Origin of the sequence: Sphingobacterium gobiense (assembly GCF_002980575.1) — a bacterium.
GTDB lineage: Bacteria > Bacteroidota > Bacteroidia > Sphingobacteriales > Sphingobacteriaceae > Sphingobacterium > Sphingobacterium gobiense.
The window spans coordinates 1,831,626-1,854,521 of the sequence record NZ_PVBS01000001.1; the positions used below are offsets into that span (position 1 = coordinate 1,831,626).

The 22,896-nt window shown below is 41.5% G+C and carries 21 protein-coding genes; 7 read left to right on the top strand and 14 right to left on the bottom strand.

Annotation, left to right across the window (positions count from 1 at the left end; all coding sequences use genetic code 11):
• Positions 1-2: 2 nt before the first annotated feature.
• Positions 3-1,034 (bottom strand): L-glyceraldehyde 3-phosphate reductase, encoded by a 1,032-nt coding sequence (gene mgrA / locus C5749_RS08170; RefSeq protein WP_105724699.1) that lies wholly within the window; start codon positions 1,032-1,034, stop codon positions 3-5.
• A 77-nt stretch (positions 1,035-1,111) separates the two neighbouring features.
• Between mgrA and C5749_RS08175 the strand changes: the two genes are divergently transcribed.
• The 3 genes from C5749_RS08175 to C5749_RS08185 all read left to right on the top strand — a co-directional run bounded on the left by C5749_RS08175 (position 1,112) and on the right by C5749_RS08185 (position 2,759).
• Positions 1,112-1,558 carry a GNAT family N-acetyltransferase gene (locus tag C5749_RS08175; RefSeq protein ID WP_105724701.1) on the top strand — a complete coding sequence of 149 codons (447 nt, stop codon included), beginning with the start codon at positions 1,112-1,114 and terminating at the stop codon, positions 1,556-1,558.
• A gap of 78 nt (positions 1,559-1,636) precedes the next feature.
• Positions 1,637-2,212, top strand: coding sequence for a Crp/Fnr family transcriptional regulator (locus tag C5749_RS08180; RefSeq protein ID WP_105725332.1), 576 nt, complete (start codon positions 1,637-1,639; stop codon positions 2,210-2,212).
• Positions 2,213-2,273: 61 nt separating this feature from the next.
• Positions 2,274-2,759, top strand: a complete 486-nt coding sequence (locus C5749_RS08185; RefSeq protein WP_105724703.1) for a carboxymuconolactone decarboxylase family protein — start codon at positions 2,274-2,276, stop codon at positions 2,757-2,759.
• 24 nt (positions 2,760-2,783) lie between these two features.
• Here the strand turns inward: C5749_RS08185 and C5749_RS08190 are convergent, their stop codons facing one another.
• The 8 genes from C5749_RS08190 to C5749_RS08225 form a co-directional block, all read right to left on the bottom strand.
• Complete coding sequence (locus tag C5749_RS08190; RefSeq protein ID WP_105724705.1) at positions 2,784-3,374, bottom strand: DUF1989 domain-containing protein; 591 nt, start codon at positions 3,372-3,374, stop codon at positions 2,784-2,786.
• Between the two features lie 38 nt (positions 3,375-3,412).
• Positions 3,413-4,123: a guanitoxin biosynthesis heme-dependent pre-guanitoxin N-hydroxylase GntA gene (gntA, locus tag C5749_RS08195; RefSeq protein WP_105724707.1), complete on the bottom strand. Its 711-nt coding sequence runs from the start codon at positions 4,121-4,123 to the stop codon at positions 3,413-3,415.
• A 135-nt stretch (positions 4,124-4,258) separates the two neighbouring features.
• Positions 4,259-5,725: a sigma 54-interacting transcriptional regulator gene (locus C5749_RS08200; RefSeq protein ID WP_105724709.1), complete on the bottom strand. Its 1,467-nt coding sequence runs from the start codon at positions 5,723-5,725 to the stop codon at positions 4,259-4,261.
• A gap of 73 nt (positions 5,726-5,798) precedes the next feature.
• Positions 5,799-6,920 (bottom strand): vWA domain-containing protein, encoded by a 1,122-nt coding sequence (locus tag C5749_RS08205; RefSeq protein ID WP_105724711.1) that lies wholly within the window; start codon positions 6,918-6,920, stop codon positions 5,799-5,801.
• Positions 6,921-7,040: 120 nt separating this feature from the next.
• Positions 7,041-8,933 (bottom strand): PAS domain-containing sensor histidine kinase, encoded by a 1,893-nt coding sequence (locus C5749_RS08210; protein WP_105724712.1) that lies wholly within the window; start codon positions 8,931-8,933, stop codon positions 7,041-7,043.
• Positions 8,934-8,979: 46 nt separating this feature from the next.
• On the bottom strand, positions 8,980-10,041 hold the full coding sequence (locus C5749_RS08215; protein ID WP_105724713.1) for a fatty acid desaturase family protein: 1,062 nt from the start codon (positions 10,039-10,041) through the stop codon (positions 8,980-8,982).
• Between the two features lie 414 nt (positions 10,042-10,455).
• Positions 10,456-10,647 carry a cold-shock protein gene (locus C5749_RS08220; RefSeq protein ID WP_105715747.1) on the bottom strand — a complete coding sequence of 64 codons (192 nt, stop codon included), beginning with the start codon at positions 10,645-10,647 and terminating at the stop codon, positions 10,456-10,458.
• A 139-nt stretch (positions 10,648-10,786) separates the two neighbouring features.
• Positions 10,787-11,134, bottom strand: coding sequence for a response regulator (locus tag C5749_RS08225; protein ID WP_105724715.1), 348 nt, complete (start codon positions 11,132-11,134; stop codon positions 10,787-10,789).
• A gap of 245 nt (positions 11,135-11,379) precedes the next feature.
• Between C5749_RS08225 and C5749_RS08230 the strand changes: the two genes are divergently transcribed.
• Positions 11,380-11,856: a hypothetical protein gene (locus C5749_RS08230; RefSeq protein WP_105724717.1), complete on the top strand. Its 477-nt coding sequence runs from the start codon at positions 11,380-11,382 to the stop codon at positions 11,854-11,856.
• Positions 11,857-11,890: 34 nt separating this feature from the next.
• On the opposite strand, the gene C5749_RS08235 is transcribed toward C5749_RS08230, so the two are convergent.
• The 4 genes from C5749_RS08235 to C5749_RS08250 all read right to left on the bottom strand — a co-directional run bounded on the left by C5749_RS08235 (position 11,891) and on the right by C5749_RS08250 (position 13,942).
• On the bottom strand, positions 11,891-12,409 hold the full coding sequence (locus tag C5749_RS08235; RefSeq protein ID WP_105724718.1) for a copper resistance protein NlpE: 519 nt from the start codon (positions 12,407-12,409) through the stop codon (positions 11,891-11,893).
• A 54-nt stretch (positions 12,410-12,463) separates the two neighbouring features.
• The gene (locus C5749_RS08240) at positions 12,464-12,886 is read right to left on the bottom strand and encodes a hypothetical protein (protein ID WP_105724720.1); all 423 of its coding nucleotides are present in this window, start codon (positions 12,884-12,886) and stop codon (positions 12,464-12,466) included.
• Between the two features lie 99 nt (positions 12,887-12,985).
• Positions 12,986-13,423 carry an adenylyltransferase/cytidyltransferase family protein gene (locus tag C5749_RS08245; protein WP_105724722.1) on the bottom strand — a complete coding sequence of 146 codons (438 nt, stop codon included), beginning with the start codon at positions 13,421-13,423 and terminating at the stop codon, positions 12,986-12,988.
• Positions 13,424-13,462: 39 nt separating this feature from the next.
• Complete coding sequence (locus tag C5749_RS08250; RefSeq protein ID WP_105724723.1) at positions 13,463-13,942, bottom strand: adenylyltransferase/cytidyltransferase family protein; 480 nt, start codon at positions 13,940-13,942, stop codon at positions 13,463-13,465.
• 266 nt (positions 13,943-14,208) lie between these two features.
• Here C5749_RS08250 and treY point away from each other — a divergent pair, with 266 nt between their 5' ends.
• The 3 genes from treY to treZ all read left to right on the top strand — a co-directional run bounded on the left by treY (position 14,209) and on the right by treZ (position 22,444).
• Complete coding sequence (treY, locus tag C5749_RS08255; protein WP_105724725.1) at positions 14,209-18,390, top strand: malto-oligosyltrehalose synthase; 4,182 nt, start codon at positions 14,209-14,211, stop codon at positions 18,388-18,390.
• 72 nt (positions 18,391-18,462) lie between these two features.
• Positions 18,463-20,586: a glycogen debranching protein GlgX gene (glgX, locus tag C5749_RS08260; protein WP_105724727.1), complete on the top strand. Its 2,124-nt coding sequence runs from the start codon at positions 18,463-18,465 to the stop codon at positions 20,584-20,586.
• 40 nt (positions 20,587-20,626) lie between these two features.
• Positions 20,627-22,444, top strand: coding sequence for a malto-oligosyltrehalose trehalohydrolase (treZ, locus tag C5749_RS08265; protein ID WP_105724729.1), 1,818 nt, complete (start codon positions 20,627-20,629; stop codon positions 22,442-22,444).
• A gap of 25 nt (positions 22,445-22,469) precedes the next feature.
• Here the strand turns inward: treZ and C5749_RS08270 are convergent, their stop codons facing one another.
• A complete protein-coding gene (locus C5749_RS08270; RefSeq protein ID WP_105724731.1) occupies positions 22,470-22,886 on the bottom strand; it encodes a DUF2721 domain-containing protein in 417 nt (138 codons plus the stop codon).
• Positions 22,887-22,896 lie beyond the last annotated feature (10 nt).

The following is a 22,896-nucleotide window of genomic DNA, read 5'->3' on the forward strand; positions in this document are numbered from 1 at the left end:
AATCAATCTAGTTCTGCCGATCTTGCCCAGATATTTATGTCACTGTCTGTTGCATACCGGTCGATTTCGGAAAGCTCCGTTGCTGTGAAGTCAAAATTCTTTATAGCACCGACGCAGTCCGTAACCTGCTGTGGCCTACTTGCCCCGATAAGGGCAGATGTAATTCGCCCTTTTTTTAGAACCCAAGCGATGGCCATTTGCGCAAGGGTTTGTTCACGACCTTCGGCAATAACGTTCAGTGCTTTTATCTTTTCAAGATTCTCATTACTAAGAAAATTTGGGTTTAATGACTTCCGTTGATCGGCCCGGCTACCTTCGGGGATATCGGCAAGATATTTTGTAGTGAGCATTCCTTGGGCAAGCGGAGAAAAGACGATAGACCCCACACCAAGTTCATCAAGTGTATCGATCAAGCCATCTTCTTCAACCCAACGATTAAGCATCGAATAGCTTGGTTGATGTATCAGGCATGGTGTTCCGAGATCATTCAAGATCGCCACAGCTTCTTTTGTCCGTTTACTATTATAAGAAGAAAGTCCCACATACAGTGCTTTACCAGATCGAACAATCTGGTCTAAGGCCTGCATCGTTTCTTCTAACGGCGTATTGGGGTCAAAACGGTGGGAATAGAATATATCAACATATTCGAGCCCCATACGTTTAAGGCTTTGATCGCAACTTGCTATAAGATATTTTTTGCTACCCCACTCTCCATACGGGCCTGGCCACATATCATAACCTGCCTTTGAAGAAATGATAAGTTCATCTCGCAAACCGGCAAAATCTTCCTTTAATATCCTGCCAAAAGCCAATTCTGCCGTTCCGGGGGGCGGACCATAATTATTGGCAAGGTCAAAGTGGGTAATACCATGATCAAATGCTGTCCGACATATCTGTTGTTTAATATGATGTGGTTTGTCGTCGCCGAAATTATGCCATAATCCCAACGATATTGCTGGTAATTTCAGGCCACTGTTACCGCATTTGTTATATACCATCTGTTGGTACCTATCTGGATTTGGAGTATAATGCATATCTTCGGTTCGTTCTTTTGTTTATCCGTTAATGTACGCTAATATACTATAATAGACGTTAATTTATATACACCATAATGAGAATTAAATATTTTATTAAAGCATTTAAAGAACTAGATACCACTGAACTTTATCATATATTGAAACTTCGAAATGAGGTGTTTGTTGTAGAACAGCGTTGTGTTTATCAGGACACCGACGATAAAGATCTAGTTAGTTATCATCTTATGTGTTTTGTAGATGATAATCTGGCAGGATATACAAGGCTCCTTCCAGCTGGGATATCTTATGACGAGGTTTCTATAGGGCGAGTCGTTGTCGGACCTAAGTTCAGAGGTTTAAAATTAGGATGGCAGCTTATGGAAAAATCAATAGCGTCTTGCAAAGAACTTTTTGGCAGTTCAACGATACGTATTGGAGCGCAAGTATATTTGATTAAATTCTATAACGGATTAGGTTTTGCAGAAATCGGAGAACCTTACGATGAAGACGGAATACCTCATATAGAAATGATTAGGGAGTAAATCTCCAATATACATTGCCTAACGACTAGACATAGCGTAGCTAGATTGATGATCCAACGACTTAGCAGCATTAAAAAAATGAGTAAAATCTTATTTCAACATATCAACGAATTCGTCTCTATGGAAGGTCAGGAGTTCGAAGAAATCATTTCATATTTTACGCGCAGAGACGTCGATAAAAAAGAGCTTTTAATGCATCCAGGGGACACTGTTCTTCACGATCATTTTGTATTATCTGGGTGTCTGCAAATGTACTTTATCGATATGGAAGGAGTGAAGCACACCGTTCAATTTGCCTTACAGGGCTGGTGGCTGGCTGACTACTTAGCCCTTCAAACGAAAAAGCCTACCGAATTTTTTATACAAGCTGTAAAAAAGACAGCGATATTGAGTATTTCCTCAACGAAGCGTGATGAGCTCTTTAAGGCTTTTCCGAAACTAGAATCTTATTTCAGAACGGTGTATCAGATTGCTTATGGTAGTTATCAAACAAGAATGAAGTATATCCTAAGTTATTCCAAAGAAGAAATCTACTTCAAATTCAGAGACGCATTTCCAGACTTTGTAAATAGTATCCCTCAATATCTTATTGCAAATTACTTGGGACTTTCACCAGAATATATCAGTAAATTGAGACGTAAGCGCATTTCTTGAACCCGTTCAATTTTTTCTTGCAGGACACACCGTATTTTTGCCATACGTTAAATAATTAAATATGGCACAGCGATTAAAATACAGTAAACATTTTCCCGAAGGGTATAATAAACTCCTGGAACTGGACACATTAGCAGGTAACTCCGGGTTAGAAAACCTGCTGGTCCATCTTGTAAGGTTGCGAGCATCGCAAATCAACGGCTGCTTGTTTTGCATAGATATCCATGCTAAACAAGCTATTCAGGACGGGGAGCGTCCTCTGCGATTACTTCATTTATCGAGTTGGCAAGAATCGTCGCTATTTTCGGCACGAGAAAAAGCGGCCTTGCTATGGACAGAGGCTTTAACGCAGTTGAGCCCGGAAAAAACAAAAAATGAAATTTATCAGTCCGTAAAATTGCAATTCGATGACGCCGAACTTACCAAACTTACGATGCTTATAGCCCTTATCAATGCGCTCAATCGTTTCGGCGTGGGTTTCCGTGCAGAACCTGGGTCGCTTGACAAATTTTTGGGATTAGACGAAAACACGATAGCTGGAACATAGCGTCCTGCCCTACTGGTTAGAACGTTAATGTCGGCTGCTTATAATCTCATATTGAATAGGCTTAAAAACGTAATTATTTGATTGTTCGGCCGAGCATGCAGTAAGACCGACAATCAAATCCATTTTAGCCTCAAAAACGACATAATCTCCCGCTTTACTTTTAGGCGGATCGACCGAAAGTTCTCCGTCTGCACTAAATTGCACATTCATAAAAATATTGAAAGCAGTTGGGATGTCATCCGGTTCTATTCCAAACGCTGAAAGATTGGTATAAAGGTTTTCAAAACAGCTCGGATGGTATTCAGGATTATTGTAGAGGATTTGAAATGTTTCCGGGCTGCAAGGCGCTAAAAGAAAATCATTACGCCCATTGGTATCCTCCAATATCTCCATCATCTTATGACTTCTATTACTCCATAAATGATGGCCTTTGGAGATTAAAATCGTATTCTCAAAATCTAGTGTTTTTCCTGACGAAATTCGCTCACGTTTATCATCAGCGTTAAACAGAACCATATCACTTACTTGTTCACCCTGAGGGTCAATCACTTTTAGTGTATCACCTTTTTTAAGCTGAAAGGCTGTACCCGTTTGTTTTTCTATTGTGTTAACCATATGGTATATGATTGATTTGTAAATATAATACAATTAACTTATTTAGCATGAAATGGACATTTCCAACTTTTATCTACTTTGCGTCCACTATATTGGGGCGCTTCAAGCCCTTCGCCGTGATCGCTGAGCATGGGGTTAATATCGCCGTCATAGTTTATTTCCCTGTCCCGAATAGTACTTTTCATTTTCTCGTATAGGTCGAGATCGCGTAACCGTTCAAACTGACTATGAAGATTAAATGCCATCGCGGGATACCTGAATCTTCTCGATTTTCTACTTGCATGCGGGTGTATACCTACCACGAAAAAAGCCTTGCCATGAAAACTAAAGCTGAAATCACGCTCATCAGGATTACTGCCCACGGTTGGATCCCATGGGTGTTCGTCCTTTTCGCTGTCGTGCAGTTTTTGTAATTGCAACCAAAGTTTTTCTTCGAAATCGAGCTCGGACTGTATTTGGTCTGTGAATACCGCAATCATGGACATATACTGACTATCGGCGGCAACTGTTTCTTCTATATATGTCTTTAAGTCGTTATTTAAAGCTCTCGTACTCTCTTCAGCACCCATTTTTTCGTATATTCCAACCCGATATTGATTGGTATGAATCGCCGATTTTGCTCCGACACACGGGTAATCCACGGCATTGATTTTCTGTATAAAGTCTTGGCTTATTTCTTGAATCCGCTGATTCGATGCTGCTGCTATATCGTCTGGTGTAAAATAGGTTTTTATTTCTGTTGCTCCCATAATGAATTGATGTGGAATATTAGTCCGTCATTTATGGTATAACGACACCGGGAAGCTTTTGTTTCGTAAAAACCGTATTGTTTCCCCTATCCTCCGAAGGGGAAACAAATAATATTAATATGTGATAGTACTGTTCTAAAGATTATTTCTTAGGTAGCCCTGAAAATTATCTTGAAACTGTAACCCTTTATCTACCCTGTATTTACTCAGTTTGTTGTGTAAGGTCAACCCCCAAAGCACAAATTCGCTAAGAAAATAAATATCTTCCTGCTTTGTCTCTGGTTGATACTGCTGTATTAGCGCGCCGATAGGCTCTATTTGTTCCAGCGTCCGCTGATAATCCATACTGGTCAGTTCGTCCAGCAACTCAATACCGTCTGAACTCAAGAACCAACGCATAATATCATCGTACGGATATTGTTCGTTTTCCTTTTCTAATTTTTCTATTTTGGGGAATAAGGTGGGGAATATAGTCTTCACCGCATTTTCGATCAACTGTATAGCAACTGCAGCGGCCCCCTCCTGCTCGCCCTCGTAAAGCAATTCTACCTTTCCGGTTATAGCAGGCACAATACCCATAAAATCACTTAGCCGTACCGCAGTCGAAGTTTCGCCGTTTCTCAGCATGCGCAGTTCCGCTGTACTCAGCAGGTTTTGGAATGCGGTAATGCTCATCCGCGCGCTGACACCGCTTTTCACGTCGATGTACTCACTTTCCCGAGCTTCAAAGCTGATTTGCTCCAGTATTTCGCGCGCCAGCTCAGGGACATAGATTTGTTCCTTCTGTCCAGTTTCTAAGCCGACTTCTTGTGCTGTAATTGTCTTGGCAACAGCCACGGACGTTGGGTAGTGTGTCAAAATCTGTGACCCTATACGGTCTTTCAACGGCGTCACGATGCTTCCTCTATTGGTGTAGTCTTCGGGATTGGCGGTAAATACAAATTGGACATCCAACGGTAGGCGTAACTTGAATCCCCGGATCTGTATATCTCCTTCCTGCAAAATATTGAAGAGCGCCACCTGAATTCTAGCCTGCAGGTCTGGCAATTCGTTAATGACGAATATAGAACGATTCGCCCGTGGAATCATCCCAAAATGGATCACGCGATCGTCGGCATAGCTTAGCCTTAAATTTGCTGCTTTTATTGGGTCTACATCACCGATCAAATCCGCTACGGTCACATCTGGCGTCGCCAGTTTCTCCGCAAAACGCTCGCTTCTATGAAGCCAACTAATAGGTGTTTCGTCCGCTTTCTCACGCAGCAATTCTACGGCATATCGGGAGATGGGACTAAATGGATCGTCATTGATTTCAGAACCTTCGACCATAGGTACGTATTCATCTAACAGATTAACCATCAACCTTGCCAATCGGGTCTTTGCTTGACCACGAAGTCCGAGTAGATTGATATTATGTTTAGAGAGAATAGCTCTTTCCAATTCTGGAATAACCGTTTCCTCATAACCATGTACCCCTTCAAAAACGGTTTGACCCTTCTGTATTTTTGTTATCAGATTATGACGCAGCTCTTCCTTTATCGTTTTGGGTGTGTATCCTGCATTTTTTAGTTCACCAAATGTCTTTATCTTCGTATAGTCCATATAATCTTATTCTTAATTAAAGACGCAAATGAATGCGTGTAAAATCGTTATGCTGTTGTTCCTAAATCAATGTTTAGCGGATTCTCTTTTTACGGTTTTCTTCGTAATCTTCAAAAATCATTTCGCCTAGGTCTCCCAGTCCTGTGTAGTAGGCTTTACCCTGATTTGATGCCGTAAATTCATCGACAAACTCCTGCAGATAGGGGTCAGCAGTAATCATAAATGTTGTGATCGTTATGCCCAATTTTCGTGCTTGTGCCGCTACACTGTAGCATTTGCTGGTGATAAAAGGATCCAAACCCATTGGGTTTTTATAGTATGTACCATCCGGCATATTCAAACAGCTCGGCTTCCCATCAGTAATCATGAATATTTGCTTATTCGCATGGCGTTTTCGCCTGAGTATGTCCATGGCTAGCTGTACGCCGGCAACGGTATTGGTGTGGAACGGCCCGACTTGTAGGTATGGGAGGTCTCTGATGGCTATAGGCCAAGCATCATTGCCAAAGACGATGATATCCAACGAATCTTTAGGATAGCGTGTGAGGATGAGCTCCGATAAGGCCATGGCCACTTTCTTCGCTGGTGTAATTCGGTCTTCCCCATACAGAATCATGCTGTGGCTGATATCAATCATCAGCACCGTACTCATCTGCGATTTAAATTGCGTGTCCTCGACAACCAGATCATTTTCCGACAAACTAAAATCTCCTATTCCGTGATTGATCTGCGCATTTTTTAAGCTCTCTGTCACCGATATTTTCTCCAGACTATCCCCATACTGGTAGTCTCTAAAATCCCCAGTATTCTCGTCGCTACGCCCTTGATAATTGGTTTTGTGATTTCCGGATTTGCCCTTGCGCATCTTACCAAAAATCTGATCCAAGGCATTTTGTCGGAGGGCTTTTTCCATCTTCGAGGTGATGTCCACCCCATCTCCACCACCAAAACCTAAACGTTCTACAATGTATCCCTTATTTTTCAGATCTTCTATAAAATCGTCTACGGTATATTCGGGCGTCGTCAGTTTGAACTCTTTGTCCAGTTCCCGCAACCAATCGATGGCTTCATCAAAATCACCAGAAGTATGGATGATGAGTTCCTTGAAAATTTCAAACAGCTTATCAAAAGGCGTCTGGAAGGGCTCCTGGTATTGCTTAAAGACAAACCCCTTATTTCTTTCCGCTTTCTTCATAGCATAAATTTACGATATAATAACCTTTATCGCGTCTGAAAAATGCAAGAATCGCAAGAAAGATTTCAGTGGCCCTAAATAAACTTCATTTCTGCCTTATGGATCAAAGGGAAGCGCAGACTACTCGGGAAGGAACGACATCCTCCGGAATTCATCTATAAAAAAGAAAAATAGGGATCCTCTTCCTTTTTCACTTTCGACGTGAATATCCGATCCATGATGTTGAAGTATTTCTGATACGAGAAAGAGTCCGATTCCGAATCCGGAAATATTATTACAAGCTTCATCATTAGCCCTATAAAAGCGTTGGAATAAATTTCTTTGCTCGGCCTTACTTATACCGATTCCCTGATCGCTAACAAAAATCTTTAATTTCCCGTTTTTTCGTTCACAGCCTATCGTTACTTCGCCCCCAGCAGGTGAGTACTTTAACGCGTTGCTGACCAAATTGGTCAATACCTGTCCGATTTTGTCTCGATCCGCGTATATTTTTACAGGGTTATCGCCTACAACTTTTATCCGGCGGCTTACGTTGAGCAAAGCAGCGTCCTCCACAATCTCGTTTATCAACGTAAAAAGTTGAAATGTATCAAAGCGGAGATGGATCTTTCCTTCTTCCAATCGTGTTAAACTCAAAAAGTCGCCTATCATAGTGATCATCTTCTTTGCTTGTATCTCAATTTTTTTCACCATTTCCGGCGCCACGATGTGTTGATTCTTTACAGATTTTTTATTTAGCACCTGGGCATATAAAAGAATGGAGGTTAACGGCGTCTTAAGCTCGTGGCTAACCATAGATATAAAATCGTTTTTACGACGCTCTTCCTGCTTTTTGTCAGTTATATCTCGGATAATTTTCGATATACCTATGATTTCTCCTCTGTTGTTTTTGATCGGGGAGATGGTTAACGATACATCTAAAAGATTACCGTTGCTCATGCGGCGTTTCGTTTCAAAATGTTCTACGGTTTCACCCTTTCGTAATCTGCTCAAGATATAGTTTTCCTCATCCGTTCTATCTTGGGGAATTATTTTCAATATCGAATGTCCGATCATTTCTGCTGCACTGTAACCAAACATCCGTTCTGCTGCAGCATTCCAGGTCATCACCTCACCGTCCAACGACTTACTGACGATCGCATCATAAGAGGTCCTGACGATTGCTGCTAATTCTGCTCCTTTCTTTTCCTCCGCTTTCGCATCGGTAATGTCTAGGATTGTGCCGACTGCTCGATCGGGTATGTTATCTTCATTGAGATAAATCGCTACCTGGAGTTTTATACATTTAAACTGATTACCTTCTACGTTGCGGATGGACCCAGTAAACTCGAAGCTGTGACCACGCGCGTTTTTGTAACACTGCTGTGTAAGCTGTCCAATATGCTTGATGTCTTGGGGACAACAACGCTCTAAAATATCTTCTATTTGAAAGCACTCTTCCTTAATTTCTAAGATCTTTCTAGCTTCCTCGGAAAGGTGGATATATTCTTCATCGAATCTCCAGTCCCATATACCAAGTTTTGTTGCGTTTATCGCCAACCTTAATCGCTCTTCACTTCTTTCTAAAAGCGACAACAAATCGTTCCGTTTCTTTTCCTGTTGGATAATTTCGGTAACATCTTTTGTGAAACATCTGGTATGGATGAACTTTCCTTCTTTTATCAGGACATTAGAGCTAATAAGCACATGCTTAATCGTTCCATCCTTACATCTAAGAGTAGCCGGATAATTATATAAGGTTTCATTATTAGTTAGCCGTGCTAGAATATCTTCTATCGTCTTCGTATCCGCATGGAAGTCGCGAATAGAAGCACCTATATATTCCTGCGGAGTGTACCCTAAAGCATCAAATTCACCTTGATTTGCCCAAATAATAATTCCTTCGGCATTGACCCAATGTAGTGGTATGGCCGCATTCTCGATAAAATCCGTCAATTCCGCTACTCTATTCCGAAGTGCTCGGTTCTCGTCTTCCACTTGTTGGATTCGTTGAAATGATCTATCTCCTTCCATGGATTTAAAACAAGGTTCCCACGCAAAAGTTCAAAATAATGCTCGGCTAGTTCGACATATATTTTAGGACTGATACATGTGATTTGAACGCTTGTCCGAACGATTTGAATTCGAAATACTTTATTTGGAATTCATGACATGTTTGTTGTACAATTTTGTTAATTTCGGGATAGTGTACATGACTTACCCTCGGAAATAAATGGTGCTCGATCTGAAAATTCAATCCACCGAGCAACCAGGTCAACACTTTGTTCTTCGTGGCAAAATTCGCTGTCGATTGAAGTTGATGGATCATCCATTCTTCTTCCACTTTATCGGCCTCTATAGTTTTAAATTCCGTTTCAGAAACGACGTGAGCAAGCTGGAATACCGTCGCCAAACAGATCCCACATACCATCCCTGCAATCATCAACCCTACCAAGGTAGGCAGCCACCCCACTAAAATGACCGGTACAACGACAAATATACCGAGGTGACCTATCTTACTTATCCAAAAGATAAATTTCTCTCTTAGCGGAAAAGGAAATCTATCGGATTTTCTACCAAGTCGCTGGCGGAAATACTTTTCATAGTCCTGAAAAAAGATCCATGCTAAATAAGACGCTCCGTAGAGGAACATAAAATAGAAACGTTGATACTTATGATGTTTCCTCAAGTTTTGGTCGTGGTGTACGCGCATAAACTTAATCTCAATATCGTGGTCCTCACCCTCGATATTGGTGTAGGTATGATGTGCGATATTATGCTTCAGTTTCCAGAAATAAATATTACCCCCCACCAAGTTCAAGCTATAGGAAAGAAATGTATTGACCCTTGTATTACGGGAAAACGAATTATGTCCCGCATCGTGCATGATGTTAAATCCTATCGCCGCAAAATTGACTCCCAAGACTATACACAGGAGGACACCAATCGCTACAGGTAGCTGCATGAACACCAATAATATATAGAGAGAGGCTAGCGAAGCCAAAAGAATAACCGCTTTGAGGATGATTCTCCAATCGCCCGTCCGCGGTTTTCCACTGGTATTAAAATAATTGTTTATTCTTGTTTTTAATGACTTTGAAAATAATGTATTTACATTGTTAAATTTAATTGTTGATTTCATGGTATTGTAACGATATTAAAAATGCTGAACGGCAATTCCGGTCAACTGATTATTTCTTCTTTTTGCTGAACACATTGACTATCGTATCCTTCGATGTCGTGTACTTGTCTTGTTGGTAAGAGGATTGTGTTTTTACGTGCTTTAAAGAGAAAGGATTACCGGTAAGCAACCGAAAATTTCAGGATAAAACAGTATGTTTTATTTTATTCAATCTGCTGCGTGGGTTAAGTAAAATTGCAGACCTTTTTTTAAAGATAAGAATAATAATTGGTATTCAGCATATTATATCGTTAAAATTGTAAAGCTTCGGCTTCCTAGAGTCACGGGATCAGGTTCGAAAAATCCACAAATTGGAACGCTTATAAAAAAAGCCGTCTCAATGAGAACGGCTTTTACAATATATGCAAGAATAACTTAGATTAACTTCACATTTACTGCACTTGGGCCTTTCTGCCCGTCTTGTACCTCGAACGATACATGATCACTCTCGCGGATATCTTCTGTAAGTCCCGACGAATGAACGAAGATCTCGCGACCTCCTTCACTTGGAGTGATAAATCCGAAACCCTTAGTTTCGTTAAAAAATTTTACTATGCCTTCTTTCATGGCGATTAAATAAATAAAAAAAATAATTAATTGATGTAAATGTACAATAAATTTTTTAACAAAAAATTATAAAAAAGATTATTACATCGAACTGACATTCATTCCACGTCAATCCATTATTTAGCTCATGCTATCCGTACTATACCAGTGACAAGATCGCGTTCATATCAAATGGTTTTGCAAGAAATACGTCAGCTCCAGCGTCCGTGGCTATTTTCTCACCCTCATAACTAGCAGATATGCATATAATATATGTTTCTTGCAGTTCAACGTGACTACGCACTTTATGTATCAGCTGTTCTCCACTCACTTCGGGCATCCACAGGTCAACAATCAAAACATCCGGTTTCTCTTTTATCAACCTTTCAAATGCGCGGGCGCTACGGGATTCAGCTATTATTTCCGCGTCAGTAGACTCGAGTATCAATTTTAATACATCTATAATTCCCGCATCATCATCACAAATAAAGATTTTTTTCCCATCCATTGTTCCTTCGTTACTAGCAAATATTTAATCCAATATTCTCCTTAAATCAACAATCGACAGATCAATAGATGTCGACTATAAACTTCATCAAGTGAACGGATGAAAAAACGAATAGTTGTATTGAACATTAAAGAAGCGTATTTAGCGCATAGAACAGGTATCTTTTCGTTCTCCTATCGCGCTATGACACCAAGCATTTCGGCACTACTATTGTAGAGGACATTGAACATGATTTTAAATAAAGAATGAAAAACTATTTCTTACTATGTGCTATCGCGCTAGGCTCGTGCGTAGGCGATGGCAGTCGAAACGACGAAGATATAAAAAGGATTGATGAAGATACCATCCGTACGGTGGCAAGTAGACCGCAACAGAACAAATCTTATTGTTTTATCCGAACAGAAGGTACTGACCAACAAGATACGACAAATGTTACGTTTACTATAAATGGTGATAAGGTGGAAGGCGAGATGAACTGGATACCAAAAGAAAAAGACAGTCGTAAAGGGATCTTACTGGGAACTATTTCTGACAATGAGATTACGGCCATGTGGAATTACATGCAGGAAGGCACGAGGGATTCGATGAGAGTGGCTTTTAAACTGGTTTCCAACCAACTAACTCAAAAGCCATTGACGATAAACGCCACGACTGGCATACAGGAGACTGATGAGGCAGCAGACTATACGGTGATATATATATCGGAAAATTGTAAGGATTAAGCAAATTTGGCAAGCTCCTAAACGGGAAACCTGGTCACGTATCCTTTTTTTCAAAAGTAAAGTCTTTTGCATGCTCGTCTTCAATCACTTGATCATCTTTATCTAATTGAAAAAGTTTATCCTCCCCTATTTTTAACTTCAAATCCGTGTCCGTACCTTTAAGATGAATAATGGACGCATTTTCAATTAATTTAAATGGACCATTGTCTTCTATTTTCTTGTTTTTCCCTAAGTATTCACTGCTGATTCGGAATGTATGATTGTTGTTAATAACGATTATCGTGTGTACCCCATCACAATCTCCACAAGGAAGTGTAGCTTCATAAGTGCCTTCGAACTCGGAAGGATTAACAGACACATCTGTTGTCGATTCATCGTCCTGCGCTGCGGAATTTCCCGAGTGTCCCTGACGCTCAGCAGGAGTGTCTGTAGCTGCTCCGTCTTCATCTCGGGGTTTTGATAAATCGACACATGCCGAGAACAAGAAAGATAAGAAAAGAAAAAATGTTAACCTATGCTTGATAATCGTCAGTGTTTTTGCTGTTATAATCATAATGGTAGTCTATTTACATGTATAAAAAAGAAATTTTCAATTACTTAGTGGCTTTTAGGCAAATCCTCTACTTGGCTTTCTTTTAGACAGCATAGCCGACAGAACGACTTGTGAAATAGAAGATAATAATGTTTGCACGGAGCAATACTTAGAAATCAAAAATTGCCGTAATTTAACACCTCGCTCCTCCTTACTTAGATTTTTTTCGCAATCGTCGCAAATAAGTAGGAAGGCACTTTCTGGGAAAAGGTTTTTCAGGTCTTCTAAACTAAAGGACGCTTGATTGCACCACCCCTCATAATCTATAAGAAGGACATCTGGCTGTTCGTAACGCGTTTGGCAGAGCCCCAAGTCTTCCCCTAATAGGGAGTCCCATAAAACTTCCATCTCGCCATCACCCTCCTCTTCGAGCAATAATCTATAGGCGATGCGCAATCGCTTATTATTGCTAACAATTCCTACTGTTATCCTTTTCATGTCAAATGTATAATCGTATCCTTATTTTTCCATTCGTATGCTTTTTTCCTCAGTATTTCGTCATCATCGGAATCGGATATTTCTGAACTATGCTGAATGCTAGTTAATCGTTTTAACTAGCTGCGCTTTCGTCAATTCCTTCTCTGTCACTACCTTTCGCAACCTATCACTTGTAAAACGGTGTTTGTGCTTTGTGTAATGAATCTCGATTCCTTCCTTTAAACAATAATCTTTTCCAGGAAAATGAGAAATGCTTCCTTCTACAAACCGAATATCGATGGGTAAGGACTGTAACATATCCAACAGCTCTTCGTCCGATCCGTAGGGAATAATTTCGTCTACGTATCGACAACCTTCCAGTTTTATGAAGCGCTCAACAATGGTTTGTGCTGGATGCAGCCTACTTTGATCCCTTTCTGCGGTATCCGTTTTTAATCCGATAATTAAATGGTCACAGTATCGCTTGGCCTCTTCCAACATAACGAGATGGCCTAGATGTAACAGATCAAATTCACCAAAAATAATTCCTACTTTCATTTTTTTCTATTAAGTCTTGTTATTCTTTTGCAAAATCCGCTAAGCATTCAGCCGTTGTAATGGTAACGTTACATTCTCTTTTAGATGTACGATGGAAACCGGTCCCTCGTGCTGTTTTTCTGCGATAATTTTACGTAATGATGAACTGGAAAATCGGTTCTCCCTACGATTGAAATAAAGCTCAATACCTTTTTCTTCACAGTACTTCCGTCCAGTAAAATTTTTGTCCTTATACTCATCTCCTAGAATTCTTACATGAATTTTATAGGAACGGAGTATATCTTCCAAGTCTTGCTCTGTCGCATATGGGATAACTTTGTCGACATGTTTACAGCCCCTTAACTGCATATAGCGTTCAAACACCGTTTGCGTGGGCTTATTTTTCTCCGGGCGGTCCAAAGTAGGGTCGGTCTGCACCCCGCAGATAAGGAAGTCGCACTGTTCCTTAGCGTCTTCAAGCATTTTAATATGTCCTGCGTGTAATAGATCAAAAGCAGAAAAAGTTATTCCTATTTTCATTGTAAAATTATTTTAGTTTCAATTTCATCTGTTCAATTATCGATGCTTTAAAGTTTGTCATAGGTATATATAGAACACGCTTAGTGGAATCTCGTTTTGAAAATTTTCTTTTTTGTTGCTTTTTATGACAGAAAGCTTACTTTTTTAGAAAATTCTATCAGAAGCAAAAAAAAGAGAACTAATTCGACCACTAGACGTTAATTCATGTGGGGGAAATGAATAATATCTCCCCCATCTCTAGATAACTTATTTTTAGCGAAACGGCAATGAACATATCGAGCGGCACGTACCGTATCCAATTTAATGAGAATTTCAATTTTCAGCATTTGGAGCGGGTTATAGACTATCTGAGTAGTCTTGGCATTGACACCATTTATGCGTCCCCTATTCTACACGCTGTCTCTGGCAGTCTACACGGCTATGACAGCACCGACGTTAACTCCATTAATCCCGAATTAGGCACATTAGACCAGTTAGAAAAACTTAAAACACGTCTTACTCAACTTAACATAAAATGGTTACAGGATATCGTTCCGAACCACATGGCCTACCATCATGAAAATAGTTGGCTAATGCATACGCTGGAATATGGCGAAATCTCTCACTACAGCAGCTACTTCGATACAACGTACAGCAGCGCGTTATTCAAAAAAGGTAAGCTCATGGTTCCCGTTCTTGACAAGGAAATTAACGAGGCCATCCTATCAGGCGAAATTGCAGTTGCTTTTGAAAATCACGCGTTATATATTACTTATTTCAATCATCGGCTTCCTGTCAATCCGGCCGCCTACGGTGATATACTGGGTGATTTATTATTATTAGTCCAGCCTGATTTCAATGAAATTGTTCATTATCTTGATACAAAACCAAATTATAACCACTCCGAGGAATGGTATCGGCATCGGGAAAAGATATTTGCTTCTATGCATTCATTGCCTCACCGAGAGCGCTTTGACCGGCACTTGTCCCATATTAATAACAATAAGGAAAAAATACGGAAGATACTGTCCAAGCAACATTATCGGCTCTGCCATTGGAAAGAAACAGATCAACGCATAAATTATCGACGTTTCTTTACCGTCAATGGATTGATTTGTATGAATGTACATCATGATGACGTATTCAAAGACATGCACCACTTTCTTGGAGAACTGCGCTCTAAACAGATCGTTGAGGGATTCCGTATCGATCATATTGATGGCCTCCACAACCCCGCAAAATACACTAGGGACTTACGGAAACTGTGTGGCCCGGACACCTATATCGTCGTGGAAAAAATATTAGAAAAGGAGGAGGAACTTCCCCGTGATTGGCCAGTCCAGGGCACAACGGGCTATGACTTTTTAGCTTTATGCAATAACCTACTCACCAATTCCAAAAGCGAGAACCTTCTTTCCAATTTATACGAAAAACAAGTTGGAAATAGTGGTTCAATAATGGAGCAACAAATAACAAAGAAACGATATATTCTATCACAACATATGCTGGGTGAAGTCGAAAACTTATGTGCGTTTTTTGTGACTCTGGATCTGAATTGCGATGATAATATGTTTGATATGGAAGAACTCGGGGAGGCCATCCGAGAATTTCTAGTCTACTTTCCGGTATATCGTGTTTACGAGGAGACCTTTCCATTTAGTCCAGACGTTTATGCAACGGTAATGAACGTTTTTGACATGATGCGGCAAAAAGGCGTCCGAGAAGCTGACAGACTGCGACATAGTATCGAACGGGCACAGCATGAGCCGAATCAGTCCTATCGAAAAAAAGCCATGGCTTTTTTCCATCGTTGCATGCAATTCACTGGTCCTGTCATGGCAAAGGGCGTTGAAGATACACTCATGTACACCTATAATCGATTCATTGTCCATAATGAGGTGGGTGATCACCCAGAAAATTTTGGTATATCTATTCCGACTTTCCATGAAGCCATGCGAAAACGACAAGCAAACTGGCCCTCTTCGCTCAATGCCACGGCTACCCACGACACTAAGCGCGGCGAAGATGTAAGAGCTCGTCTTCAGGTGCTGTCAGCCTGGCCAGAAGCATGGGAAGAACAAGTTAATGTCTGGCATAAAATTGTAACGGCACAATATAAGGCAGATCCCCCACACCCTAACGACGTTTATTTTATTTATCAAACGATGTTCGGATCGTATCCCATGCCGAATTCTCCCGACGATGATTTCGAGAATCGGTTTTTAAATTATCTAACAAAGTACTTACGGGAAGGGAAAGAACGTTCCGATTGGGCGGCACCAAATAAGACATACGAACAGAGCATACATCATTTCGTCCAATTTTTACTAGATAAGAAAGGATCTTTCTTTTCGGTCTTTCATGCCTATTTAAAACGCATGGTGGATTTTGGAATAATGAATTCGTTGATTCAGGTCTTACTAAAATACACATGCCCGGGCGTTCCAGACACTTATCAAGGAACGGAGCTCTGGGACTTAAGTTTTGTGGATCCCGATAACAGACGTCAGGTTGACTACATTACCAGAAACAACTATCTGCAGGAAATCGACGAGGTGGACACAAATCATATTCTTCCGGTGCTCTGGGAAGAACGATATACGGGCAAGATCAAACTTTGGCTGCTGAAAACTTTACTAGCACTTCGTAAACAATATAAACTATTATTCACCGAGGGAGAATATGTGCCTTTAGAGGTCACAGGAAAATACCGTCAGCATATACTGGCCTATGCCCGTAAGCATCAAAAAGACTGGCTAGTTGTTATCGTTCCTCTCCATCTTGCTGCTATCGACGAGCTAAGAAATGATACCGAAAACCATCTCGACTGGGAAGATACCTCGGTCGTGTTACCCAACCGACAACCTGTGCGCTGGCGCCATATACTATGTCCCATCACGGGAGAGGGCACGGCGTTAAAGTTATCTACCGTTTTTAGCGATATCCCTCTTGCCGTGGTTTGCTACAGCGAACAACCGAATCCCAGAAGCGCCGGTGTGTTGTTGCATATTACTTCCTTGCCTTCTCGTTTAGGTATCGGCGACCTCGGTCCAGCGGCATATGACTTCGTACAATTTCTCAAATCCAGCGGACAACGCTGGTGGCAAATATTGCCATTGGGACCTACTTCCAATCAACAAAATCATTCACCATATAGCACCCGCAGCGCTATGGCCGGAAATCCCCTATTAATCAGCTTAGAAGCATTAGCGGAAGACGACTTCCTAACACCGGAAGAATTAGAAAAGGCAATGATTGATAAGTGCGTACACGTTGATTTCGCAAGCGTTGAATCCATAAAAAGAGCATTGCTACATGCAGCCTTCGAACGGACAGATCTTGCTAACGATTCTTCTTTTATTTGTTTTTGTGAGAAAGAAGCTTACTGGTTAGATGATTACGCATTATTTGTCGTTTTGCAGAGCGCCTATTCGCAGGCTCCTTGGTATCTATGGCCAGAGTCGTATAAGTCTCGTAATCCAGAAGCGCTCGCTAATTTCGAAGCCCAATATCAAACGCAACTTCTGGAAGTAAAATGGACGCAATATGTTTTCTTCAGTCAATGGAAAAAATTAAAAAGATATTGTCGGGAACTTGGCGTTCGCATTTTAGGAGATGTGTCTATGTACGTGAGCCATGACTCCGCCGACGTTTGGGCACACCCTCATTTATTTTCGTTGAAATCAGATGGAAGCCTTCGGTCTGTAGCTGGGGTACCTCCAGATTATTTCAACGCGGATGGGCAACTTTGGGGTATGCCTTTATACGACTGGGAAGCACTTAAACAAGATGGTTACAAATGGTGGATGCGTCGATTATCACATAATTGCAAGCTTTTTGATAAGATTCGGCTTGATCATTTTAGAGCGTTTTCAGCATATTGGGAGGTTTCTGCCGGAAGCAAAACCGCCAAAAATGGTCAGTGGAAACCGGGTCCGGGAAAAGACTTTTTCACCAAGATAAAATCGAAATTGGGTAAGCTGCCCTTCGTTGTGGAAGATCTGGGCGATATTGACGACGCGGTGTACGAGTTACGAGATGCTTTTCAATTACCAGGAACTAAGGTTATTCAATTTGCATTCGGCGACGACATGGCATTGTCGCCTCATATTCCACACCATTACGACCGAAATTTCTTTGTGTATACCGGTACACACGATAATAATACCGTAATGGGTTGGTTCAATGAAGAGTTGGATGATGCGGCCAAGGAACGGATTTCGATGTATACATCCATTACTACCAACGAAACAAATATCGTTGATATGATGTTGAAAATGATATATGCTTCGGTAGCGGATACGGCAATCGTGCCTATGCAGGACCTTCTATCCCTTCCCGGAACACATCGCATGAATAATCCGGCAAGGGCTATAGGTAATTGGAACTGGATAGCACCGCACGATGCTTTTCATGACCGTGTCAAAACAAAACTACGTGACCTCATGAAATTATATGACCGGATATGAAGAACGATAGGTGAATAAGCTTGATAGCATCCCCATTGAAAGAGAAATTATACAAATGAAAAATATAAAAAAATGAATGTAAAAATACTTGTGGGGTCACCTTATCCCCTCGGAGCCAACTATGACGGTAACGGCGTAAACTTTGCTATTTATGCGGAAAATGCAGCGTCTGTAGAACTTTGTCTCTTTGAACAAGCAACGGATGAAAGAGAATCTTTGGTGATCGAAATCAAAGAACGGACGCATCAGGTATGGCACGTCTATATCCCGGATATCGGTCCTGGACAGTTATATGGTTATAGAGTACACGGACCTTACGAACCTGCACAGGGGCATCGCTTTAATCCCAACAAGCTCCTTATAGACCCCTATGCCAAAGCGATAGCGGGCACATTACGCTGGGATGATGCGTTATTCGGTTATGAGGTAGGCCATTCGGACGCGGATGTAAGCTTTAGCGAAAAAGACAGTGCAGCGTTTATTCCAAAGGGGGTCGTGATAGATAACACGTTTGATTGGGAAGGAGACACACCGCTTCGGATCCCTATGCATCGCAGTATCATTTATGAAACACACGTCAAGGGGTTTACTGCACAGCATCCTGAAATTCCAGAAGAAATAAGGGGCACTTATTCTGCATTGGCCCATCCTGTAACTATTTCTTATCTCCAATCGCTGGGGATAACGGCGATAGAACTCTTACCCATACATCATTTTATTACTGACCGGCATCTCCACGAAAAGGGTTTGACAAATTATTGGGGTTATAATACGATCGGATTTTTTGCACCGGACATTCGTTATGGATCAATCGGTAGTCAAGGAGAGCAAGTTATCGAATTCAAAAATATGGTGAAGGAGCTCCATCGCGCCGGAATAGAAGTGATATTAGATGTAGTGTATAATCATACAGGTGAAGGCAACGAGATGGGACCAACTCTTTCTTTCCGAGGCATTGACAATGCTTCATATTATCGTCTCACCGAAGATCCTCGCTACTATATGGATTTTACCGGCACAGGAAATACGCTCAATGCGCGTTTACCCAATGTACTACGCCTGATTATGGATAGTCTACGCTATTGGATTCTAGAGATGCATATCGACGGTTTTAGATTTGACCTTGCGTCCGCTCTTGCCCGCGAGCTGTATGATGTAGATAAACTAAGTTCGTTCTTTGACGTCATCTATCAAGATCCCGTTATTTCTCAGGTAAAACTCATCGCCGAACCATGGGATATCGGAGAAGGTGGCTATCAAGTAGGTGAATTTCCTCCGGGCTGGGCGGAATGGAATGGGAAGTACCGTGATTGTATGCGTGATTATTGGATCGGAGCAGACAGCATGCTGGGGGAGTTTGCAGATAGATTGACAGGTTCATCCGATCTTTATCAAGGGGATTACCGCAGGCCGACAGCAAGCATTAATTTCATAACGGCACATGATGGGTTTACTTTGCACGATCTTGTCTCCTATAACGAGAAGCATAATGAGGCGAATGGAGAAGATAATCTGGATGGAGACAATCACAACCGCTCTTGGAATTGTGGCGTCGAAGGTCCGACAGAAGACGAAGAAGTCAATAAGCTCCGTGTAAAACAGAAACGAAACCTGCTGACGACATTGTTCTTGTCACAAGGTGTTCCGATGATTGTGGCGGGCGATGAGTTTGGACGCACCCAACATGGCAATAATAACGCGTACTGCCAAGACAATGATATATCGTGGCTCGACTGGAACGGGCAGGATGAAAAATTGCTGCAGTTTACCCGCCAATTAATTGCATTTCGAAAAGAACATCCCACATTCTGTCGAAGAAAATGGTTTCAAGGTATCCCTATAAAAGGTATTGGCCTAGAAGATATAGCCTGGTTTAATCCCGAAGGACAGGAAATGCAAGAATCACATTGGCAAAATGATTTCGCTAGATCCTTAGCCGTTTTTCTAAATGGCAATGGTATACGGACCTCAGACGATGATGGAACTAAAATCGTAGACAATAGTTTCTATATCATGTTCAACGCTTATTGGGAAGACATCAGCTATAAATTACCAAATGCTAAATACTGCAAAGAATGGATAATGGTTTTAGACACCAATATAGAGACTATCGGCGCCCATAACACATATGCCGCTGATAATAACATTACCGTGCCTGCACGTTCCATTATTGTTTTAATGTCGACCGAAATATAAACATGATACGCTCTTAAAAATAGCATACATTAAATTGCTCATGAATACAGGGAGAATAACACCACTAGGCGTTACGCTTACGAAAAATAAAGTCCAAATTACAGTATGGGCTCCCAAAGCAAAAAGCGTAATATGCCGAACCTATCAGCCTAATAAAGATATCGTCCTGTCACCGCAGGCCTATGGTTACTGGTATGGGGAAAGCAAGGAGATAGCAGCCGGACAGCGGTATCATTTCGTCGTGAACGGCGAAGCGTTACCTGATCCAGTATCACGATCCCAACCGGAAGGCGTGCATGGGCCATCGGCTGTTGTAGATCTTCATTTCGATTGGACTGATCAGGACTATCAATGTCAACCTTTGGCTGATTTCATTATCTACGAGCTACATGTCGGAACATTTTCTCCTACACACGATTTCGAGGGTGTTATCGAACGCCTACCTTATCTCAAAGATCTAGGGATAACCGCAATAGAAATCATGCCTGTAGCACAGTTTCCGGGAGAGCGAAATTGGGGATACGATGGCACATTTTTATTTGCTGCGCAGCATTCCTACGGTGGCGCCCGGGGACTGCAGCGGCTGGTAGATGCTTGTCATCGAGACGGTATTGCCGTCATTCTCGATGTAGTATATAACCACTTCGGTCCAGAAGGCAATCACCTAGAGAAATACGGTCCATATCTGACGGAAAAATACCATACACCTTGGGGAAAAGCCGTCAATTATGATGACTCATGGAGTCATGGTGTGCGCGACTTCGTTTGTGAAAATGTATTGATGTGGTTCCGTGATTTTCATGTAGACGCTCTTCGTCTTGACGCCGTCCACGCTATAAAGGATTTTAGTCCATCGCATATACTTCAAGATATTAGACGTACAACAGATGGTTTAATGCGTGAAACGGGACAAAGACATTATGTAATGGCGGAATGTGACCTGAATGACAAACGTTTTTTAGAACCCTTGGAACAAAACGGTTTTGCCATCGACGCCCAGTGGCTAGATGAATTCCATCATGCATTACGTGTTGCCGCTGGCGAAGAAAAAAAAGGATATTATAAGGAGTTTAATGGCGTCGAACATCTAGCGAAAGCTTACGAACAGGCTTATGTATTTACTGGTCAGTATTCTACACATCGGCACAAGTTTTTCGGCAGCAGTGCTAACGGGATTCCAGGAGAGAAATTTATTGTTTTTTCACAGAACCATGATCAGGTCGGCAACCGTATGCTCGGTGAACGAAGCAGTATGCTGTTTACGCCTGATTTACAGCGTTTGATGGCATTGGCTATCATGGTTTCGCCGTTCATCCCTTTATTGTTTATGGGCGAAGAATGGGCCTCACAAAAGCCTTTCTATTATTTTGTAAGCCATAGCGATCCCAAACTAATAACTGCCGTCCGCAGAGGCCGTCGTGAAGAGTTTTCTGATTTTCACGGCGAAGGAGAGATGCCTGATCCACAGGATGTAAAAACCTTTCATAACAGCGTGTTAGATTGGACGGAAACGGCTCTAGCAGAGCATCAACGCATGCTTCGATATTATCAAGGCATGATTGCTTTAAGGAAGTCGAATGTTGTACTTCGGAGTTTCAAAAGAGAAAATCTGCACGTGGGTCATGATCTGCAGAAAGATTCGCTGGTACTACGTTTTGAATGCACAAAAGAAATGTTGATATGCATTCTCAATTTTTCGTCGTCCACGCAGCGCTTTGCTATTCCGGAAGGTCAATCGTGGGAAAAAGTGTGGGATACCGCCGATAGCAAATGGGGCGGCCTTTCTTCAGCCATAATGACCGATGGCTTCGCACATCTCGCTGCTCGAACTGGCATTATAATACAAACGCGAATTTAGGAATTAATACACCATACTCCTGAGCTTACTCCTTCTGATGATCGTCAACCTTTCCGGAATCCATGTCACTCAACTCAAGCTCCAGGGCTTTATTGCTCAGCTGAATTTCCACGAAAGAAATAACTAACGATATAGTAAAAAACAAAAGGCTCATTGCAAAAGTGATTTCGGCTACCAATACATTGTCTAAGTAGATGCCATACATACACACGATGCAGCTTATAAAGCTCACTACGCCCGCACCTTGCATATGTCGCAATAATTTAAGTCGGTAGCGAAGATTTCCGATTTGACCTTGCAGTACACCTTTTTTATTGTGTTCGAGATATTTGGCATGTAAGCTCCGCACCAGAGCAGCCAAGGCCAAAAACCGATTGGTATATGCTAACATGATTAAACTGATAGCCGGAAAAAGCAAAGCTGCTGTGCTGTACGTTATCATAAACTAACCG

Bases quoted from the DNA above. Each gene is read 5' to 3' on its own strand.
- mgrA (WP_105724699.1), bottom strand. From the start codon at position 1,034: ATGCATTATACTCCAAATCCAGATAGGTACCAACAGATGGTATATAAC.
- C5749_RS08175 (WP_105724701.1), top strand. From the start codon at position 1,112: ATGAGAATTAAATATTTTATTAAAGCATTTAAAGAACTAGATACCACT.
- C5749_RS08180 (WP_105725332.1), top strand. From the start codon at position 1,637: ATGAGTAAAATCTTATTTCAACATATCAACGAATTCGTCTCTATGGAA.
- C5749_RS08185 (WP_105724703.1), top strand. From the start codon at position 2,274: ATGGCACAGCGATTAAAATACAGTAAACATTTTCCCGAAGGGTATAAT.
- C5749_RS08190 (WP_105724705.1), bottom strand. From the start codon at position 3,374: ATGGTTAACACAATAGAAAAACAAACGGGTACAGCCTTTCAGCTTAAA.
- gntA (WP_105724707.1), bottom strand. From the start codon at position 4,123: ATGGGAGCAACAGAAATAAAAACCTATTTTACACCAGACGATATAGCA.
- C5749_RS08200 (WP_105724709.1), bottom strand. From the start codon at position 5,725: ATGGACTATACGAAGATAAAGACATTTGGTGAACTAAAAAATGCAGGA.
- C5749_RS08205 (WP_105724711.1), bottom strand. From the start codon at position 6,920: ATGAAGAAAGCGGAAAGAAATAAGGGGTTTGTCTTTAAGCAATACCAG.
- C5749_RS08210 (WP_105724712.1), bottom strand. From the start codon at position 8,933: ATGGAAGGAGATAGATCATTTCAACGAATCCAACAAGTGGAAGACGAG.
- C5749_RS08215 (WP_105724713.1), bottom strand. From the start codon at position 10,041: ATGAAATCAACAATTAAATTTAACAATGTAAATACATTATTTTCAAAG.
- C5749_RS08220 (WP_105715747.1), bottom strand. From the start codon at position 10,647: ATGAAAGAAGGCATAGTAAAATTTTTTAACGAAACTAAGGGTTTCGGA.
- C5749_RS08225 (WP_105724715.1), bottom strand. From the start codon at position 11,134: ATGGATGGGAAAAAAATCTTTATTTGTGATGATGATGCGGGAATTATA.
- C5749_RS08230 (WP_105724717.1), top strand. From the start codon at position 11,380: ATGAAAAACTATTTCTTACTATGTGCTATCGCGCTAGGCTCGTGCGTA.
- C5749_RS08235 (WP_105724718.1), bottom strand. From the start codon at position 12,409: ATGATTATAACAGCAAAAACACTGACGATTATCAAGCATAGGTTAACA.
- C5749_RS08240 (WP_105724720.1), bottom strand. From the start codon at position 12,886: ATGAAAAGGATAACAGTAGGAATTGTTAGCAATAATAAGCGATTGCGC.
- C5749_RS08245 (WP_105724722.1), bottom strand. From the start codon at position 13,423: ATGAAAGTAGGAATTATTTTTGGTGAATTTGATCTGTTACATCTAGGC.
- C5749_RS08250 (WP_105724723.1), bottom strand. From the start codon at position 13,942: ATGAAAATAGGAATAACTTTTTCTGCTTTTGATCTATTACACGCAGGA.
- treY (WP_105724725.1), top strand. From the start codon at position 14,209: ATGAACATATCGAGCGGCACGTACCGTATCCAATTTAATGAGAATTTC.
- glgX (WP_105724727.1), top strand. From the start codon at position 18,463: ATGAATGTAAAAATACTTGTGGGGTCACCTTATCCCCTCGGAGCCAAC.
- treZ (WP_105724729.1), top strand. From the start codon at position 20,627: ATGAATACAGGGAGAATAACACCACTAGGCGTTACGCTTACGAAAAAT.
- C5749_RS08270 (WP_105724731.1), bottom strand. From the start codon at position 22,886: ATGATAACGTACAGCACAGCAGCTTTGCTTTTTCCGGCTATCAGTTTA.